This window comes from Ignavibacteriales bacterium, assembly GCA_016700155.1.
In the GTDB taxonomy this organism is placed as follows: domain Bacteria; phylum Bacteroidota; class Ignavibacteria; order Ignavibacteriales; family Ignavibacteriaceae.
This window is the reverse complement of record CP065001.1, coordinates 1,631,969-1,648,172: the sequence shown is the minus strand read 5'-3', so window position 1 is coordinate 1,648,172 and position 16,204 is coordinate 1,631,969. Positions and strand designations below refer to the sequence as shown.

Annotated in this window: 16 protein-coding genes and 1 tRNA gene; 6 read left to right on the top strand and 11 right to left on the bottom strand. The window is 36.0% G+C overall.

What is annotated here, in order from left to right:
• Nucleotides 1-7 precede the first annotated feature (7 nt).
• The 6 genes from IPM56_06790 to IPM56_06765 all read right to left on the bottom strand — a co-directional run bounded on the left by IPM56_06790 (nucleotide 8) and on the right by IPM56_06765 (nucleotide 4,282).
• Nucleotides 8-394, bottom strand: a complete 387-nt coding sequence (locus IPM56_06790) for a hypothetical protein (GenBank protein QQS37652.1) — start codon at nucleotides 392-394, stop codon at nucleotides 8-10.
• 21 nt (nucleotides 395-415) lie between these two features.
• Nucleotides 416-832: a YtxH domain-containing protein gene (locus IPM56_06785; GenBank protein QQS37651.1), complete on the bottom strand. Its 417-nt coding sequence runs from the start codon at nucleotides 830-832 to the stop codon at nucleotides 416-418.
• Nucleotides 833-962: 130 nt separating this feature from the next.
• A complete protein-coding gene (locus tag IPM56_06780; GenBank protein QQS37650.1) occupies nucleotides 963-1,934 on the bottom strand; it encodes a flippase-like domain-containing protein in 972 nt (323 codons plus the stop codon).
• Nucleotides 1,935-2,516 carry a septum formation protein Maf gene (gene maf / locus IPM56_06775; protein ID QQS37649.1) on the bottom strand — a complete coding sequence of 194 codons (582 nt, stop codon included), beginning with the start codon at nucleotides 2,514-2,516 and terminating at the stop codon, nucleotides 1,935-1,937.
• Nucleotides 2,506-3,771, bottom strand: coding sequence for a SpoIID/LytB domain-containing protein (locus tag IPM56_06770; protein ID QQS37648.1), 1,266 nt, complete (start codon nucleotides 3,769-3,771; stop codon nucleotides 2,506-2,508). The genes maf and IPM56_06770 overlap by 11 nt, the downstream gene beginning before the upstream one ends.
• 112 nt (nucleotides 3,772-3,883) lie before the next feature.
• Complete coding sequence (locus IPM56_06765) at nucleotides 3,884-4,282, bottom strand: hypothetical protein (GenBank protein QQS37647.1); 399 nt, start codon at nucleotides 4,280-4,282, stop codon at nucleotides 3,884-3,886.
• A 180-nt stretch (nucleotides 4,283-4,462) separates the two neighbouring features.
• On the opposite strand from IPM56_06765, the gene IPM56_06760 reads away from it, so the two are divergent.
• Entirely contained in the window at nucleotides 4,463-5,575 is a 1,113-nt protein-coding gene (locus IPM56_06760; GenBank protein QQS37646.1) for an MFS transporter, read from the top strand.
• Nucleotide 5,576: 1 nt separating this feature from the next.
• On the opposite strand, the gene IPM56_06755 is transcribed toward IPM56_06760, so the two are convergent.
• Both IPM56_06755 and IPM56_06750 read right to left on the bottom strand, forming a co-directional pair.
• Complete coding sequence (locus IPM56_06755) at nucleotides 5,577-6,917, bottom strand: MATE family efflux transporter (protein ID QQS37645.1); 1,341 nt, start codon at nucleotides 6,915-6,917, stop codon at nucleotides 5,577-5,579.
• 75 nt (nucleotides 6,918-6,992) lie between these two features.
• Nucleotides 6,993-7,065, bottom strand: a tRNA-Ala gene (locus IPM56_06750).
• Between the two features lie 110 nt (nucleotides 7,066-7,175).
• Between IPM56_06750 and IPM56_06745 the strand changes: the two genes are divergently transcribed.
• Nucleotides 7,176-7,577 carry a hypothetical protein gene (locus IPM56_06745; protein ID QQS37644.1) on the top strand — a complete coding sequence of 134 codons (402 nt, stop codon included), beginning with the start codon at nucleotides 7,176-7,178 and terminating at the stop codon, nucleotides 7,575-7,577.
• Here IPM56_06745 and IPM56_06740 read toward each other — a convergent pair whose 3' ends face one another.
• A complete protein-coding gene (locus IPM56_06740) occupies nucleotides 7,578-8,570 on the bottom strand; it encodes an NAD(P)-dependent oxidoreductase (protein ID QQS37643.1) in 993 nt (330 codons plus the stop codon). It abuts the gene before it with no gap.
• A gap of 111 nt (nucleotides 8,571-8,681) precedes the next feature.
• Here IPM56_06740 and IPM56_06735 point away from each other — a divergent pair, with 111 nt between their 5' ends.
• Entirely contained in the window at nucleotides 8,682-9,872 is a 1,191-nt protein-coding gene (locus IPM56_06735) for a pyridoxal phosphate-dependent aminotransferase family protein (protein QQS37642.1), read from the top strand.
• A gap of 72 nt (nucleotides 9,873-9,944) precedes the next feature.
• Nucleotides 9,945-11,069 carry a hypothetical protein gene (locus tag IPM56_06730; protein QQS37641.1) on the top strand — a complete coding sequence of 375 codons (1,125 nt, stop codon included), beginning with the start codon at nucleotides 9,945-9,947 and terminating at the stop codon, nucleotides 11,067-11,069.
• Between the two features lie 16 nt (nucleotides 11,070-11,085).
• Here the strand turns inward: IPM56_06730 and IPM56_06725 are convergent, their stop codons facing one another.
• Entirely contained in the window at nucleotides 11,086-11,964 is an 879-nt protein-coding gene (locus IPM56_06725) for a DUF4835 family protein (protein ID QQS37640.1), read from the bottom strand.
• An 85-nt stretch (nucleotides 11,965-12,049) separates the two neighbouring features.
• Here IPM56_06725 and IPM56_06720 point away from each other — a divergent pair, with 85 nt between their 5' ends.
• Nucleotides 12,050-12,904: a hypothetical protein gene (locus tag IPM56_06720; protein QQS37639.1), complete on the top strand. Its 855-nt coding sequence runs from the start codon at nucleotides 12,050-12,052 to the stop codon at nucleotides 12,902-12,904.
• 56 nt (nucleotides 12,905-12,960) lie between these two features.
• On the top strand, nucleotides 12,961-14,952 hold the full coding sequence (locus tag IPM56_06715; protein QQS37638.1) for a helix-hairpin-helix domain-containing protein: 1,992 nt from the start codon (nucleotides 12,961-12,963) through the stop codon (nucleotides 14,950-14,952).
• Here the strand turns inward: IPM56_06715 and IPM56_06710 are convergent.
• On the bottom strand, nucleotides 14,949-16,196 hold the full coding sequence (locus IPM56_06710; GenBank protein ID QQS37637.1) for an NAD(P)/FAD-dependent oxidoreductase: 1,248 nt from the start codon (nucleotides 16,194-16,196) through the stop codon (nucleotides 14,949-14,951). The genes IPM56_06715 and IPM56_06710 overlap by 4 nt on opposite strands.
• Between the last annotated feature and the right edge of the window lie 8 nt (nucleotides 16,197-16,204).

Here is a 16,204-nt window from a genome sequence, read left to right as displayed (position 1 = left end):
TTGATTGTTATTGTCTCCTGTAGGTATTCCAGAAAGTGTTGAAGCCTTTAGCGATCGCAGAAATATTTTTGAGGAACCCCATCACAGGTTCCTCAATACCTGAACGAATCTTTTCTTCAAATGATAGGATTGTATCAACACGCTCTTTAAGATGACCTATAATATCTTTTGCGGATTTTAGTTGTTCTTTAGTCTGATCTGATAACTCACTTAATTTTTTACTCAACTCAGTTGTGGATATGATTAATGGAGTAATTTGATCTGACAGTCCTGATACATCGGACTGTATCTTTTGTACAGACTTTGTGATCTTACTGATATAATAAATTAATGACAGACATAAAGCTGATGCTGAAACAAGAAGTACAATTAAAAAGAATGTTTCCACTGTCATTAATTTATTCCAGTTTTATTATCAGGAATTTTTAGATTCTTTATATGCATCCAAACCTGCTTTAACCGCTGATTTCAGACGAGTTCCTTCATCTTCAATTATTTCTTTGCCATGATGAATTGTTGAACTGGCTTTAGTCTTTGCATCACTAAAAATTTTTTCGGCATCTTTTAGTAATTCACCGGATTTAGTTTTAGCATCGACAATTAATTTTTCAGATTTTCTTTTACCTTCGTTGATGAGTTCGCTTGCTTTGACTTTTGCTTCGGCAATAAATCTTTCTGCGTCATCAAGATAATCATCAGTTTTTGCCCTGATATCATTACGGAGTTCTTTTCCACTCTTAGGTGCATACAATAAAGCTAAAATAGCTCCAATCGCTCCGCCGGCTAAAAATCCTATCAACAACCCTTTCTTTAAATTATTATCCTGTGCCATAACAACTCCTTTTAGATAGTAAAATTTTACTAAGCGAATATACGCAGAGCCCTTACGAAAATCAAGAAAATAGCTGATTTTAGGGCTTTTTTCGCCATTTATTTGCTTATCACAACTAAAATTTCTCTTGTTACTCTGTACTCCGCAAAGAATCTATTTCTAATTTTATTTTTCCGAATCTTTTTTGATAGAAAGAAACGCTGATAACGCCTACAAACACAGCAAACCAAAGTGTAACAACCCGGATAATAAATGTAGATGCTACTGCTACATCTGTTGAAGCGCCGTGTTGAACAAGCATAAATGTGAGTGAACCTTCAGTTACACCAAGACCACCTGGCAATAGAGAAATTGCACCAACTATAGTTCCGAAACAATAACTAAATGATGCCCACATCATATCTGTATTTATGTTAAAATTTTTCAGAACTACAAAATATCCTAAACATTCAAATGCCCACGAACACAAACTAAGTAGTGTCATATAAACAAGAGGAAGTGGTTTTAACATAAGATAAGAGCTTTCATATGCGGTATGAATATTCTCAATACGCTTCCTGATGAATTTTATTTTCTCAGCAATTCCAATAAGGGGAAGAGCAATTCCTTTATTACTTAGTACAACTAACACTACAATAAAAAATACTGTTACGGCTAGAACTATTTCACGACCATAGTCATAGATGTATGCTCCAGCCAGTGCAATAAATAGTAAGGAGACAAAATCTGTTATCCTTTCTACAAAAACTATTGGTGCAGTTTTGCTAATTGGCGTGCCATTGACTTCTTTAACCAGATATGCTTTTAATAGCTCCCCCATCTTACCCGGTGTAACACTCATTATTAAACCAGACATAAAAATAGAAAGTGAATCTATTTTTTTCATTTTAATTGATAGAACACTAAGGTAGTAATCCCACTTAAAGAATCTACAAAAATAATTTGCAAGTGATAACAGAAGAAGTACCGGAAATAATAACCAGTTAAAAAGTTTGAACGCCTCTGCCACCTGCTGATAATCTGCATAAATTGTAAACGCAAGATATATTAATCCTGCAACGGCAATCGAAATTAAAATTTTTTGTTTTATTTTTTTCAGCACCTATTTCACCTTTTCAATCCCCTGAAATATTTTTGATAGCGGTAACCCGACAACATTGTAGTAGCATCCTTTTATCCGGCTTACAAATACCGCACCGTAGTCATCCTGAATTCCGTAAGCACCGGCTTTATCCATTGGACTTCCTGAATCGACATACGTTTTGATTTCTTTATCACTAAGCTCTCTGAATGTTACATAAGTTTTCTCAGCGCCCAGTATTCTTTTCCCGGTTATTGTATTTGCTATGCAGTAACCTGTATAAACAATATGAGTAAGTCCGCTTAGCATTTTAAGCATTTGCACTGCGTTTTTTTTTGATGTTGGTTTTGCAATTTTTTTGTTGTCTAATACGACAATGGTGTCGGCAGTTATTACAATCCCTTTTACATTTTTTGAAATGGCTGCGATTGATTTCTCATTAGCAATCCGTTTTGCATTTTGCAATGGAGTTTCTTTATCTGAAAATTTCTCATCGGTCTGAACATCAATAATCCTGTAAGGAATATTTATTTGCTTAAGAAGTTTTCTTCTTCTGGGAGATTTTGACGCAAGATATATTGGCAAGTCAATTTTATTCTTCATACTTCTCTATAACTGTTCCGGGGAAATAATGATTAATAATTTCTCTGAAGTCTTTACCCTGATGTGACATATTTATAGCACCGTATTGACACATGCCTACGCCGTGACCATATCCTCTGCCACTGAATACAACATCATTTCCATCTATAGATACATCAAACCAATTGCTGAATAAAATGCTTTTGTTGTCGGCCGTTCTTATCACAGACCTGATATTATTGCCGTATAGTGAAATTGTTTTTTGATCTTCCTCATTCTCAACCAGGGTGATTGATAATTCACTTACCCTGCCTGATTCAAATCTTGATTTGATTTCTATATTTTCGAGTTCAAAATTCTCTCCAGAAATCACGCTGGCATTTTTAAATCTTTTTATCAGTTCACTACGACTTATAACTTCCTTCCATTTAAATCTTGGTGAAATGCTGCAGTAGGATGGTTCCCCATCACCTACTCCTGATAGATAAGGAAGTTCACCTTTCGTGAATACATTTACTGAGTTTTCTGTCTTTCCCCCACAGGTTGAATGATAAAATGTTGTAGCAAGTTTATTGTCATAAAAAAGAACTGTCCCTCTTGTCTCCTCAACCGCTCTGTTTGAAAGTTGTTTTTCAGTATCAGCACCGCCATAAACCTGATCACGCACATCAACATATAGATCAAAAACATTTGAAGCTTTCTCGAGTTTTAACAATGTATAAGAACGAGCACAAATGGAAAATGCTTTTAAAGCTTCAAGGTTAATATCACCTTTTCCCAATGGCATTTCAGATGGCAGGACTCCTTTCAAATAATCTTCAATATTGATAACATTTATTATTTTAATCCCGTCATCACTATTTAAGAATCTCAATTTGCCGCGGTAATTTTTTGAATTGAAATTAATTAATTCGGTCGAATCTTCTGGTTGTATTTCGAAGTAATCATTTTCAAATGATTGCCCATTTATTTTTAGCTTTATTTGATCATCATCTTTTGTGAAAAGTATAACATTGCCTTTTTTTACAACCGCAATTTTATTTTTTGAATCGGATAGAGTGACAGTAGTTTGAACAATGTAAGTCAGTTCGGATTGAGAGTCATAAAGAAGTACCCTTACAGCATTAAGGATTGTGGAATGGTAAGGATCGCTTTTAGAAATGTCACCGTTCTTTTCGTTCACATCTTTGTCTTTACTTGTGAACCGTTCTGTACCCGAACAACCAGCAAGAATAATAAAAGTTATCAGGAAGATGAAAGATACCTTAATGGTCATCAGACTCAGACTTAAATTAGTAGTGAATATTTTTTATGATACGAAGATAAGACAAAAATAATAATTGAATTACAACAAAGAGGAAAAAATTTAGGATAGCCGGAAAACGGAACTATCGGAACATTGCTTTTATACTGCCCCAGGTACGCTTCACTCCGGAAATATTATGGGAAACTGAAACTTCTGATGAATATGTGGACTGGTTATTATTGTCAACAATCTTTAATCTGTAAATAAAAATAAGGTCAGTGGTTTTGTATGCGTTTTCGTCTATATAAGAATAAAGTTTATTACTACCCTGCGGCTGGATTGTTGCCAACTGAATGAATGAACTTTGCGGTGTCCGTCTTTCTACTATAAAATTCTGAAGATTAACTTCTTCGCCGGTTTTCCATTCAAGTTTTACATCTTCACTTTCACTCCTTGCATGGAAAAAGTCTAGAAATGCACCTGCAAAAGCAGTGGAAATGAATGCAAATAGAACAAAAGTCTTAAGTAGCGTCAATTTCATGGCTTTAATATAGACTACTTCGACAGAAATGTCAAGATTTTTTTCATATCCTTAATTTACTCCAAAATACAGAAGAAGATTATAATTAATTGAAATTATTATTTTTGTACCTGCTTTATGGAACTGTGGAAAAAAACACTATATACGGTATGGGTATGTCAATTTATAACTATGGTTGGCATGAGTTCAATTGTCCCTTTTCTGCCCCTTTTTGTCCGTGAATTGGGAATAACAAAACTAAACGAGACCACCTTCTGGAGCGGGCTAGTTTTCTCAGGTCCATTTCTTGTTTCCTTTTTTTTAGTCCCTGTATGGGGCGTATTAGGCGACAAATATGGTAGAAAAATAATGATTCTCCGGGCGATTATCGGACTTGCAATAGCACAATTTCTTATCGGTTTTTCACAGGATGTCACACAATTATTTATCGCGAGAATGATCCAGGGATTGTTAAGCGGATTTCTCCCTGCTGCCATGGCATTGATCGCCGCAAGTACGCCTGGTGATAAAATGGGATATTCACTCGGGATATTACAATCAGCCTCTGCAGCTGGTTCTGTTGTAGGACCAATAATCGGTGGAGTAATATCTGATTTTTTAGGATTCAGAAATGTATTCTTCGTTGTATCAGGATTGTTCTTAGTCACCGGAATTGCAATAGTAATTTTTATTAAAGAAAATCGTGAAGAGAAAGTAACCGAATCTTATACACTTTTTCAGAACTGGAAATATGTAATCACAAAGAAAGAAATATTGGTTCCCTCACTATTAATTATGTTAGCTACAATGGGATTTGCTTTTGTTCGCCCACTGTTTGTTTTATTCATTGAAACAATTGAAAAAGACATTGCACTGCTCCCTACGATTACTGGAATGCTTTATAGCATCATTGGAATCTTTTCAACTGTATCAGCTGCTTACTGGGGAAGAAAAGTCGAAAGAGGCGGAATTAAAAAAAATCTTTTGATAGCATCTTCCCTTACTGCGGCAATGTATTTGTTGCATACTGTGGTCTCTAGTGCATACCAGTTAATTCCCATATACATATTATTAGGATTCGGGTTCGGGGCAATTCAGCCATTACTTTTTACAGCCATTGATTCATACACTTCAAAGGAACGAAAAGGAGGAATACTCGGAGTCGCTACAAGTTTTCAGATTCTCGGGAATATTATTGGACCCATTGCTGCTGGTATTATTGCGGGGTTTGCCGGACTACGATTTTCTTTCATTATCACATTTGTTTTGTTTCTTACCGTTGCAGTCTCAGGATTCTTTTCACTAAAAAAATAAATTAACTATACCATTTGCTGCTTCTAAATTTTAATAGAATAGCAGTCGAATAAATAATAATATAAATCGGTAATGCTGCCCATGCCCATATTAAACCCAACTTTAGTACCACACCAAATAAATATGCAAGCGGAACAAAGATCAGGAGATTTGCTATAACTTCTGCTTTCATTACAAACATTGTTTTACCAGCAGCTTGCAAACCGTTAGCGAGTACAACTCCAACAGCATAAAAAATCTGTGCAAATCCTGCAATCCGTAAAGCCGGTTTGGCAGTCTCAATAATTATAGGATCGGTTGTAATGATCAATAAAACCAGGTGCGGTATTAAAATAAAAATTAAACCAAGAATTATTGTGTAGTACGTGGCGACTTTTGCTGTTTCAAATCCATAGATTTTTGCTAATTGGAATTTACCTGAACCGAGATTATTTCCGACAAGAGTTTGTACCGCAATACCAAAACCGAAACATGGAAGGAAGGACATAAATAAAGTACTTATAACTGCTTGTGTAGCCGCTTGTTGTTCAGTACCAATAAGACCAGTGATTGCTACGAAAATTAAAAATCCAACCAATATAAATACATTTTGAAAGGCAACAGGTAGTGATATTTCATATATCCTTTTTATAATCTGAAAATCCGGTTTCAGATTTTTAAAATTCTTAAACTTTAGCCGGTATGATGGAAGTAAAATTATAACAAGGTAAAATAATACATCAAACAAAGTTGCAAGGGTTGAGCCAAGACCCGCACCGGCAAGTCCCATTCTTGGCATACCAAAATTTCCGTATATAAACATCACGTTGAAAATGATATTCAAAAGGTTTGTGATAACGCCTGAAAACATGAATATTTTTGTTTTGCTTATCCCGAAGAAAAATCCCCTGAATGACACTGAAATGAGAAAGAAAGGAATACCCAAAAATCTGTAAAAAATATATTCACTTGCGTAGAATCCAACTACATCATCAGCTGCAAAAAAATGAGCAATGGGTGTATCTGCAAATAATCCTATTATTGCAACAACCACACCGATAATAAGACTGATATACACCGATGCGTTGAGTGTTACTCCACAACCTGTAAAATCTGAAGCGCCGAATTTTCTTGCTACGATAACGTGAGTGCCTGTCGCAAGACTAGAGAAGAAACTTATCAAAGCCCAGGTCGCTAAAACACCCAAACCCATCGCAGCTAAAGCGTATGTAGCTTCATCAAGCCTTCCAACCATTGCAGTATCAACAAGAGAGACTACCATCTGGGTGGATAATCCAGCAATTGCCGGCAATGCAACCCGCAGTATTTTTTTATAATAACTGTTTACTGGAAATAAATTCATTAGTATTAAAATAAAAAATGTTGGGAAGTATAGAAAAGATTTAATCTGAAAGGATTGTTACGAATAAATTAAATGTGGAGCTAAGCGGGATCGAACCGCTGACCTCTTGAATGCCATTCAAGCGCTCTCCCAGCTGAGCTATAGCCCCATTATTTTTCATCTCCGTTGCAAAGTTAGAGAACAAATTATTCTAAATCAATTTCTACCTGAATTTTGGATTGTGAGAATAATATCAAAATTCTATTTTTAAGTCAGCTTATGAAAAAATTTTTATTCATCGTAATTACTTTTATAGTTTCACTGCTGTCAGGCGGTTGTGAGGATTCGATCACAGATAATGATATAGATAATCGTATCATCCCCGACTCACTTGTTAGTTTCAGTCAGCATTTACAGCCCGTGTTCGAGATTAAGTGTGTTAGCTGTCATGATGATAATACCAAAGCAGGCGGATTAAGTTTAACAACCTGGGCAGGAACCACTGCTGATGGAAGAGTTGTTGTTCCTTTCACTCCTGATAACAGTGTTATCGTTTGGACAGTTGAAGGTCGAGCTGGTATTACGCCTATGCCGCCACTAAATTCACCTTATAAACCATTCACACAAAACCAGGTCAATGGTTTGAAAAAATGGATTGAAGAAGGCGCACAGAACAACTGATCAAAGCCACTTCATTTCTTTATACCAATTCACAGTTCTGTAAATTCCATCTTTCAGCGATAGGTTTTGTTTAAATCCAAAGTCGCGTTTTGCTTTTGATGTATCGCAAATCCAGGCTTTCCTCGTAATGTCTCTTGCTTTTTCAAGATTTAATGTCGCGGGCTTTGAACTGAACATTGCAAAAAACTGCGCAATCGCCGCAATGAAATAAACTATAAAGTGAGGAACTTTCACTTTAATTGGTCTCTTATTAAATACTTTGTTGCATACTTCACCTACATCGTCCCACGTATAATATTTTTCCGAACTTATAAAGTAGATTTGTTTTTTTGCTTTCTCTGATACTGATGCCAAATATATTCCATCAACAAGATCAATTACGTGAATCAGGCTAATCACTTTCTTATCGAAGCCGATTGTTGTCATCAATCCTTTCGAAAAAGTATTGAAGAAAATAAATATCTCTGTGTCTCGTTCGCCGTAAACTGCGGGTGCGCGTGTAATTGTAATCGGTAGTTTATCAAAAAATGATTTTGCTAACTCTTCCTCCGCGAGCTTGCTTTTACCATAAGTCGTGATCGGTGCACAAATTGTTTCTTCAGTAACAGGTTTACCATCAAGTGAAGGTCCCGTTGCAGTTTGACTGCTAACTATTAAAAATCGTTTTATGCTATCTTTGTATTCAAGAGCTACTTCGAGCATAGCTTTTGTTGTTTCAACATTACCATCAAAATAACCTTGTGGTGTTTTTGACTTAACCACACCAGCAATGTGGTAAATATATTCTGCATCCTGGAAAGAACTTTTAAGCCCGGCTTTGTCAGTTAGTGCACATTCTATAATTTCAACCCCCTTGCCTTCAATCCATTTCAGACTGCTTGTCTTGCGAACCAGGCATCTCACATGAAAATTTTCTTTTAAAAGTTTATCAACCAGATGGCTGCCAACAAACCCTGTTCCCCCTGTTACTACAGCAATTTTCTTTGAACTCATTTATGCTTCACTTTAATTGATTTTGAAACTATTTAATGATAGATTTTGGCGCGAAATTTAAGAAATTTACTTTACTAAATTGTAGACTCATTTTTACATCCCGGAGGATTTTTGGATCTTTTTAAGAAGTGTCAGGACTTCACACGTGCAGATGAAGTCAAAGCAGCGGGCTTTTATCCATATTTCAGAGCTATTCAGGAAAATGAAGGACCGGTAGTACAGATCGAAGGTAGAAAAATAATTATGGCTGGTTCTAACAATTATTTGGGACTAACAGCTCACCCTTTAGTAAAAGAAGCAGCAGTAAAAGCAGTAGAAAAATATGGAACCGGATGTTCAGGATCACGTTACTTAACCGGAACGCTTGATTTACACAATGAACTTGAAGCAAGACTTGCCAAATTTTTTAATACGGAATCAGTATTACTTTTTAGTACCGGTTATCAGACGGGTCAGGGAATCATACCTACACTCGTTCAGCGCGGTGAATATATTGTTTCTGATAAAGATAACCATGCATGCCTTGTTGCCGGAAATTTAATGGCAAAAGGCGCCACTGCTGATTTTGTCCGTTACAAACATAATGATATGGATGATCTTGAGCGCGTGGTTAAAAAGCTTCCTGAAGAAGCCGGGAAATTAATTGTGAGCGATGGTGTCTTCAGTACAGGCGGAGAAATTGTTGATCTTACCCGGTTAAATGAAATTGCGAAAAAATATGGGTGCAGAATTCTCATTGATGATGCACACTCTGTCGGAGTTATTGGAAAAGGCGGAAGAGGAACCGCAAGTGAGTTTAATCTTGAAAATGAAATCGATATGACCATGGGAACATTCAGCAAAACTTTTGCATCACTTGGCGGATTTGTTGCTGGTCCTGAAAGAGTTATAAACTTTATAAAACATAATTCGCTCGCACTGATATTCAGCGCATCACCTACACCTGCTTCAGTTGCCGCTGCACTTGCAGCTCTTGATATTCTTGAAAAAGAACCAGAACGTGTAGATAAGCTGATTAGAAATGCAAATAAAATGCGCACAGGTTTAAAAGCCGCAGGCTTTAACGTGATTGAAGGTCGTACTGCAATTGTTCCCGTAATCGTTGGCGATGATCTACTAGCTTTCAAGATGTGGAGAATGCTTTACGACGCTGGTGTATTCGTGAATGTATTCATTTCACCGGGCGTACCTCAGGGAAGACAAATGATGAGAACGAGCTATATGGCCACTCACGAAGACGAACATCTTGATAAGATCATAGATATCTTTACAGAAACAGGAAAGAAAATAGGATTAATCTGAGTTGAAATTTTTTAAAGTATATTTAAGCATACCTCGAATGATGGTATGCTTTTTTTATTTATAGAGGTTGACATGAGTTCAATATCAATTAAAACAGTTTCTACCAAGAATGAATTAATGCAGTTCATTAAAATCCAGTGGAAGTTTTATAAAAATGATCCTTACTGGGTTCCACCGTTGATAATGGACAGAAAAAAAATTTTAAGTAAAGAAGAAAATGCGTTCTTTCAGCACGCTGATGCAGAATATTTTCTGGCTGAAAAAAATGGTGAACTAGTAGGAAGGATTGCCGCAATCAAAAATGATCTTCATAATCAACATCATAATGATAAAGTAGGATTCTTCGGATTCTTTGAATGCGTGAATGATCAGGAAGTTGCCAACGTTTTATTCGATGCTGCTAAAAACTGGCTCATCAAAAATGGTTGTGATGTGATGCGAGGACCTGCAAATCCATCAAGCAATGATGAGTATGGAATGTTGATTGAAGGTTTTGAGGATTCACCCAGAATTCTTATGACATACAATCCAAAATATTATCTGGAACTTTGTGATAATTACGGTTTTAAGAAGGGAAAAGATCTTTATGCATATAAGCTTGAGAATAAAAAAGTTCTTTCAGTGGATAAACTCAGAAGAGTTGCAGAAATAGCAAAACAACGATCAGGCTTAAAAATCTCCCAGATAAACATGAAAGATTTTAATAATGAATTGAACAAAGTGAAATACGTATATAACAAAGCCTGGCAGCCCAACTGGGGATTTGTTCCAATGACTGATGCTGAACTTGATGCTGCTGCCAAAGATCTGAAATCATTAGTTGAACCTTCACTTGTTCTGTTCGGTGAAATAAAAGAACAGGTTGTAGGATTTGCTTTAGTTTTGCCGGATTATAACCAGATATTTAAGCAGATGAACGGAAGATTATTTCCGTTTAATTTTATAAAACTGTTCACTCAAAAAAGAAAATTAAAATGGTGCAGAATTATTATTCTCGGGGTAATACCTGAATTTCAAAAGAAGGGATTGGATGCTCCATTCTATTGGGAAATTGTAAACCGCGCACACGATGTTGGGATTGATCTTGGTGAAGCAAGCTGGATACTTGAAGACAATGATATGATGAACCGCGGTGCTGAAACTATGCAGGGCGAGATTTATAAAAAGTACAGGATTTATGAAATCTCCGTTTCTTAGTACAATCGGAACAATTTTATTTTATTGCTTCATCGTACTTTGACATGTGAGGCGGATCAATTTTCTTTAATACTTTAAAAATATTTTGATCCGGGTAATCCTTTAAATAGTCAATTATCTCACCGTTCTTAGCATCGAAGAAAGTCCTTATAAGAACGCTATTCAAATCAACTTTATTTCGCATTGATTCGAGTACATTTATTAGATGAACTATTTTATCCTGTGCCGCTTTTTTGTTTTGAGTGAATAAATCTATTCCATTGTAATGATACTCAAAGAATGCTTCACGGAACGGGCGATATTTTTCATTCATCATATCTTCAACCAATCCCCACCTGCTGTATGAACTGCTGCTTTTTTCCCATCCTGTAGCGGAACGATTTGTGGCAGCTAAATTTACTATATCAAATGCTTTTGAAAACAATTGGGATCCGCCAAGTTTACCATAAGAATCAAGATCGTAACCAATGATGATGTATGCATAAAAATCGAGCAGACTTCTAAGCGGATCAAATGAAGCCTGGTCAGGATAAATCTGCTGATTTTTTTCATAAGTAAATGACCAGCTGTTATCATTTATTATAAGCATTGCAGAGTTTTTAGTTGAATTATAAACCGGGCGCTGACTCACTACAACAATTTGTGCTGAATAACTTACATCACTCGAGGCAGACGTAATAAAAATGTTAAATGTACATTCAATTTTATCACCTTCCCACGCATCGGTTGTGAATCTTGTTTTGTTTATATAGTCTTCAAGCTGGTTTCCAAAATTGACGAGTAATTCCTTATTGGCAGTCGGCAGGCTTTCAAAATTGATCAGGACTTTACAGTTCAATTCCTGTGAATAAATTAAAGAAGAAGCTAGCAGAAAAAGGGTGATTACAAGTTTCATTTTATTTTATTCTTTCAGAATATTTGTTGATTTAATATATGAATTTAGATATTATCCCACAATAAAAGTTAGTCAACTCAGTTCAATGTATAAATTCATTTTCATAGTATTACTGCTTTCAACAGCGGATACAACTTTTGCACAATTTCTGCCAGGTGCAAGACAAATTTCTCTGGCTAATTCTGATGTTGCAAACAGCAATGATGTTTTTGCGTTGTTCAATAATCCTGCAGGTCTTGCACAAATGAACTGGCGTGAAGCAGGAGTTTACTACTCACCTGCGCCATTTGGATTAAGTGAATTAGCAAATGGATATGTTGCGTATCACGAACCATCTGATATTGGATCATTCGCGTTGGGAGGAATGACATATGGATTCGATCTATATCGCGAAACTAAAATAATATTAGGGTATGCTTATAATTTTGAAAATAAATTTTTTGCAGGGCTTTCTCTGAACTATCAAACAACTTCGATTCAGAATTATGGGAATGATGCAGCAATATTTATTAATGCCGGTGGATTGGTTTATCTGAACGAGCAAATAAGGCTTGGATTTTCCTTTGATAATATTAACCGTGCAAGCATTGGGAATGAGAAAGATCAGATACCTGTTATACTGCGCTCCGGCTTAAGCTATGATATAACAAATTTCGTTACTGCAAATATCTCAGTGGAAAAAGACCTGAAGTATAATCCATCGTTGCAATTCGGACTTGAGTATGAAATAATTGAGTATCTGATATTAAGATCGGGATTTTCAAATGAACCATCTAGATACAGTGCCGGAGTAGGAATAAATTATTCAATGTTCAGTCTTGACTATGCATTCTTTACACACCAGGATTTAGGGTTCACTCATCAGGCAGGAATTATTATCAGTTTTGGTAGAGAAGGTACACGAACTCAAATGGTAAGAAAAAATCTTGGGATTGATTAAACACTTACAAGATTGTTATTGAATTAAAAATGATTCCATCCAAACTAAGAATATCAATGTCATTATTCTTAATCGTCATTTGCTTTACGATCGTGTCGCCATTTCTTAATTCACAATCAGATACAGCTGAATATAATACAGAAGATGTTTTAGATGATCTGCTTCAGGAAACCCAGGATACGGATGAAGAGTCAGGAATTTACGATGTGTTAGAAGATCTGATTTTAAATCCTGTTGATATCAATAAAGCGGATATTTCTCAACTTCAGCGAATACCATACATTGACTATGTCCGTGCAGAATTAATTGTGAATCATCGGAAAAAGTACGGTGTGTTTTATTCAGTGCAGGAACTTTTTTCTGTAGAAAATCTTTCGAACGAAATTGTCGGAAAGATTCTGCCATTTGTAACATTAACCATCAATACATCTGAGTTGTCATTTGATGAAGATGGTGCGTGGGATAGTTTTGCTATTGTTCCAGGTATAAAAATGCGGAACAGAGTGACTACAGATCTCCAGAACAGAAAAGGATTTTCCGATGGAGGTTTTGAAGGATCAAAGTATAAAATTTATAACCGAATCCTTTTAAACGGGAAAGGTAAATATCAAATCGGAGTGCTGACTGAAAAAGATGCCGGCGAAAAACCTATTGATGAATTTGATTCATATCATTTGACAATTAATGAAATTGGACCAATAGAAAATTTTATTGCCGGTGATTTTCTTCTTGAGAATGGTCAGGGATTAGTTCTATGGAGTCCGTATGGTCTTTCTAAAGGAAGCGATGCTGTTTATCCTATAAAAAAAATTCCGAAAATCATAAAAGCATATACCAGTGCGACTGAAAATAATTTTTTCCGGGGGACTGCTGCTAAAATTAATTGGAATGATTTTACTTTTGTTCCGTTTTTCTCTAAGAATAAACTTGACGCAAATATTGAAGATGGATTTATAACATCAACTCCAGTTGATGGTCTACACAGAACGGAAGGCGAAATCAACAGAAGAAAAACTTTGACGGAAACAAGTTACGGTTCAATTCTCAGGTATAACTTGGATTCAAGGAATAATATTTCAGCTCTCTATTATCGATCATCATACAGTTCAGTTTTTTTACCGGACAATGTGTACGATATATCAGGTAATAAATTCGATTACTATTCAGTTAGTTATGATCTGTATTTTGGCAACCTCAATGTTTCAGGCGAAGCAGCATATAATTCCATCTCTGTTGCCACGATAAACAATTTTCAATTTGCGTTTACAAGGGATTTTATTTTTATAACTTCGATAAGAAATTATCCGCGTAATTATTTTTCTCTTCACGGCTTTGCTCTTGCTGAACGCAGTGGTACAATCCAAAATGAATTTGCCATTTATAATGGTTTCAGGTGGAAGTCACCAATAGGAATATTGAATTTTTATTATGACCAGTTCAAATTCCCCTACTCTCTGTTCAATACACCCTTACCTTCCGGAGGGAATGAAATACTTGCTGATTTAACATCTTCACTATCCAGATCTGTTGAAGGTAAAGCCAGGTACAAGTATGAGAAGAAAGATATTTCAATCAATGATGGACAAAACAGAAATGTAGGCGAACAGTTGAAGCAAAATTACAGGATGGAAGTAATCTATACAGCAACAAAAAAATTCAGACTGAGAACACGTTTCGAGTATAATACTTTTTTAATAAAAGGAAGTCAGGGTGAATCAGGTTTTCTTTTCTTCGAAGATTTAAAATATTCATTCACCGGTCTTGCTGATATTTCAGCCCGGATAATATTTTTTAAGACTGATTCATTCAACTCTGCACTTTATGAATATGAAAATGATCTGACAGGAGTTATGTACAACCCCGCATTATTTGGTGAGGGTCTGCGCTGGTATTTAGTTGGAAGAATCAAACCATTTAAAATTTTTACGATTTCATTTAAATATTCAGAAACATACAAACCGAATGAAAAAAAATTAAGTTCGGGAAATTCAGAAATAGATGGAAATGTTGATAACAGGTTTAGTCTGCAGCTTGATCTGAATTTTTAACCGTCACCCCTTTTACCAACTATCAATCGTATTCCTCTCTTAAAAGTGATATATGACCATATCCATTCAGCCATAACACGGAATCGGTTTCTGAATCCTATCAAATAAAAAATATGTATGAAGCACCACGCAAGCCACGCAAAAAATCCCGTGAGTTTTAGCCCCCTGATATTTGCAACTGCCTGTGCTCTACCTATAGTTGCCATATCACCTTTATCCAAATACCTGAAATGTACACGATCTTCAAAATCCTTCCCGGAAATAATTGTGTGAGCAACATATCTTCCTTCCTGCATTGCTACTGGTGCTGTTCCCGGCAGTTGTTTTTCATCCTGCATTACTAATGCCGCATCTCCAATTACAAAAACTTCAGGGTTACCGGGTATTGATAGGTCAGCATTCACTTTTGCTCTGCCTGCTTTATCAGTGTCGATATTCAATGATTTTATTAATGGTGAGATCTCATTTCCTGCAGCCCAAATTATATTGACGGTTTCAATAGTTTCTTCGCCAACCCTTACACCATCCGGATTAACATCGGTCATAAATGTATTTAATCGCACTTCAACGCCAAGTGAGTTCAATACATCAACAGCATGTTTTGAAAGACTATCAGGATAAGCAGAAAGTATTTTAGGTAAACCTTCGAGTAAAATTATTCTTGTTGCGGAAGGGTCAATTCGCCTGAAATCTTTAAGCAAAGTTTTTTTGGCTATCTCTGCAATTGCGCCAGCCATTTCAACTCCTGTTGGTCCCCCGCCGACAATTACGAAAGTTAGATACTTCTTTGCTTCATTTGAGTTACCAAGTTTTTCAGCTTCTTCAAAAGAGTTAAGAATATTTTCTCTCAGCAGCAGTCCGTCTTTAAGAGTTTTTAATCCGGGGGCAAATTGTTCCCATTCGTTTTTTCCAAAATAGGAGTGTCTTGACCCGGTCGCTATGATGAGATAGTCATACTCATATCTGCCCGCAGCAGAAATAACCAGTTTACTTTCTTTATCGATTGAAATTACTTCATCCATGATTACCTGGATATTTTTGTAATTACGGAAGATCTCACGGATCGGGAATGCGATATCACCAGGAGACAATGCCGCACTTGCAACCTGGTATAACAACGGTTGAAATAGGTGGTGATTCGTCTTATCGATAATTAGTACGTCAAATCTTTCATCATTAAAAAGTTTAGCCGCACTTATCCCGCCAAATCCTCCGCCAATAATTATAACTTTACGTTTTTTCATTGCTGAGT